At 33.1% G+C, this 2,651-nt stretch carries 4 protein-coding genes and 1 pseudogene; 4 read left to right on the top strand and 1 reads right to left on the bottom strand.

Annotated elements, in window-relative coordinates:
- A pseudogene (locus tag TY19_RS04620) lies at nt 1-367 on the bottom strand (transposase); the annotation flags it as partial.
- Nucleotides 368-439: 72 nt separating this feature from the next.
- Between TY19_RS04620 and TY19_RS04615 the strand changes: the two are divergent.
- The 4 genes from TY19_RS04615 to TY19_RS04600 all read left to right on the top strand — a co-directional run bounded on the left by TY19_RS04615 (nt 440) and on the right by TY19_RS04600 (nt 2,607).
- On the top strand, nt 440-793 hold the full coding sequence (locus TY19_RS04615; protein WP_042280585.1) for a hypothetical protein: 354 nt from the start codon (nt 440-442) through the stop codon (nt 791-793).
- Between the two features lie 81 nt (nt 794-874).
- The gene (locus tag TY19_RS04610) at nt 875-1,285 is read left to right on the top strand and encodes a hypothetical protein (protein ID WP_042280583.1); all 411 of its coding nucleotides are present in this window, start codon (nt 875-877) and stop codon (nt 1,283-1,285) included.
- 266 nt (nt 1,286-1,551) lie between these two features.
- A complete protein-coding gene (locus TY19_RS04605) occupies nt 1,552-2,022 on the top strand; it encodes a hypothetical protein (RefSeq protein WP_148300636.1) in 471 nt (156 codons plus the stop codon).
- 63 nt (nt 2,023-2,085) lie between these two features.
- Complete coding sequence (locus tag TY19_RS04600) at nt 2,086-2,607, top strand: hypothetical protein (RefSeq protein WP_042280581.1); 522 nt, start codon at nt 2,086-2,088, stop codon at nt 2,605-2,607.
- Nucleotides 2,608-2,651: the final 44 nt, after the last annotated feature.

The raw sequence follows: 2,651 nt of genomic DNA, 5'->3' as shown, positions 1-2,651 counted from the left end.
CGTTTAAGCTTGGCAATGGCTGCCGCGAGATGAGTTTTTTTTCCTGCCCAAGCCTTACAGCCTCTTTTAAAATTTCATTTTCAAGTGTCTTTTTCCCAAGCATCCGCTCTAGTTCTCTTATTCGCTTTTCCATTTCTTTCACTTGGCTTTTGGGAACTAGTTCTTCTCGGCTGCTAATTCCTTGTAGTGCTCCTTGTTCCATTTGCCTTCTCCATGCAAAAAGTTGACTTGGTGTTATATCATATCTCCTTGCTGTTTGGGAAATAGATTGACCTTCTTGATATGTTTTTTCAATAATCTGTTTTTTTTCTTCTAAGGACCATCGTCTTCTTCTTTCTACTGATGCAATTAATTTACAATTAGTCATAAATCTAGTCTTACTCCTATATCTTAGAAGCAAGCCAGATGGTCCAGTTTATTTGGGGAGCACTACAACAGCATGCCTCCTATTGTAGGCTATAATACACCTTCTCCTGAAGAAGATGTAGTGGAAGAATGTCTTAAATGTTTTGACTGCCCTATTACTCTTCAGCCTTTCACAGATCCTGTTGTAGATGATTGTGGTCATACATTTGAACGAGAAGCAATTATGGAAATTTATAACAGAGCAATTGCTCAAGGAACTCCATTTATATGCCCTTTGGACTCGACCAAAGTCCTAGATGTTACTAGATTTGTCAAAAATTATAGCCTAGCTATTGCACAGGAAAAGGTGACTACTTTGACTGAAAAGTATACTGCTTTAAAAACAACAGATGTAGGCAAGCTGACTGAGAAGAGTATACTAGATTAAAAGCAACAGATGTAGGCAAACTAACTGAAGAGTATACCGCTTTAAAAACAACAGCTCTTGAAACAATAAATAAGAGAGCTTATGGAGAAACATGAAGCAGATAGGCAAGAGCATAAAGCAGAGATGAAAAAGTTGGTGGGCGACCATGAACAGTTTTTAAAAGATTTTAGGCCTCTTGCTTATGAGGCAGTAGAAACTTTAAATAAAAGTGCTAATGTTTTACAACGATGCTCTGTGCTTGAAAGTAAAAATTTTATTTTGAAAAAAGAAATTAAAAATTTACAAGAAATGAGCATAACAGATAAATCAGTGACCTACATTTATCCTCGTTATAATGATACTGTTTCTAAAAGAAATTTAACGACTGAGGAACAAAAGGTCCTTAATCAATCTGCTGCGATAACTGCTAAAGAAATTAGTTCAGAAGAAAGAAAATTAAGAGATTTAACGGTTAAAATAGAAAAATATTGTCCAACGGCAGAGGAAAAATAACAATTTTTATGCTAGTTAATCTGGATGTTAATAAAGTTCTTTTAAATCTAGATTAACTAGATCCCTTTCTATTTTTAATTTAATCGATTAGCTATGAATCCCTGTTGGCTTATTTTTTTGTATAGAAGTTAATGCCAGTACTAATTTAAATTAAAAAAAATAGGTATAGAGCTATTTAGCTAAGTCTGGTAAAGTAGTAAAAGAACATATTTTTTTATTTCATTCCAAAGCAGCAATTTATTTTAAAGTTTATAGGATTGTTAAATATGTCAATACATTCAAACCTTTCAATGTGCTCTTTTGATTATTCTTTACCAAATCAGCTAAGAGAAATTGTTACTAATTTTCGTTCAGCTGGTTTTCAAAGGAAAGTGAGCAAACTTGCTAAAAGGCCTATTCATCTTGAATCTATTTCAGCAATTCAAACAATTAAAAAGCTTATAAAAGAGCGTGAAACAGCGAGGCAAAAACATAAGGCAGAGATAAAAAAATTACTGAACGAACACCAACAGTTTTTAAAAGTTTTTAGACCTCCTTTATGCGAGGTAAAAGAAAATTTAAATACAAATACTGAAACCGATCAACAAGCCGTAGTTGAAAAAGAGACTGACAACGTTTCCTCATTTACGAATTTAACAAGTCAAGAAAATATAGCAAAGCCAAGTTGGTTGGAAACGGCATTAAAGGTTATCCAGACATTAATGAACAGCTTATTCAGTTTTGTTAAAATAAAGTAATTTAGTAGAGATTCTAGAGCTTCAAACGTTTTATAAATGATAAAGATTATAGGAACGTTAAATATGTCAATACATTCAAGCCCCTTAAGCCCTTCAATGGGCTCTTTTGATTATCCCTTAGCAAATCCAGCAAGAAAAATTGTTACGAATTCTCGTTTAGGTGGTGTTCAAAAGAAAGTGAGCAAGCTTTCTAAAAGTCCTAATCAACTTGAACTTGTTTCAGCGATTCAAACAATTGAAAAGCTGATGCAAAAGCATAAGGCAGAGAGGCAAGAATATAAAGCTGAGAGGCAAGAATATAAAGCAGAGGTGCAAAAGCATAAAGCAGAAATGCAAAAGTTAATGGATGACCATGAGCAGTTTTTAAGGGATTTTAGACCTCCTTTATGCAAGGTAAAAGAAAGTTTAAATACAAATGCTGATCTTGATCAACAAGCCGTAGTTGAAAAAAAGACTGACAATATTTCTTTATTTACGAATTCAATAAGGCAAGAAATTATAGCAAAACCAAGTTGGTGGGAATCAGCATTAAAGATTATCCAGACATTGATAAACAACTTGTTCAGTTTTGTTAAAATAAAGTAATTTAGTAGATATTCTAGAGCTTCAAACGTTTTTATAAATGATAA

The sequence above is a fragment of the Candidatus Protochlamydia sp. R18 genome, assembly GCF_000648255.1.
GTDB classification, from domain to species: Bacteria; Chlamydiota; Chlamydiia; order Chlamydiales; family Parachlamydiaceae; genus Protochlamydia; species Protochlamydia amoebophila.
Note: the sequence above shows the minus strand (reverse complement) of the source record. Positions and strands in the feature narration are given on the sequence as shown.

Excerpts from the sequence above, each read along its gene's own strand:
- TY19_RS04615 (WP_042280585.1), top strand. The coding sequence starts at position 440 with ATGCCTCCTATTGTAGGCTATAATACACCTTCTCCTGAAGAAGATGTA.
- TY19_RS04610 (WP_042280583.1), top strand. The coding sequence starts at position 875 with ATGGAGAAACATGAAGCAGATAGGCAAGAGCATAAAGCAGAGATGAAA.
- TY19_RS04605 (WP_148300636.1), top strand. The coding sequence starts at position 1,552 with ATGTCAATACATTCAAACCTTTCAATGTGCTCTTTTGATTATTCTTTA.
- TY19_RS04600 (WP_042280581.1), top strand. The coding sequence starts at position 2,086 with ATGTCAATACATTCAAGCCCCTTAAGCCCTTCAATGGGCTCTTTTGAT.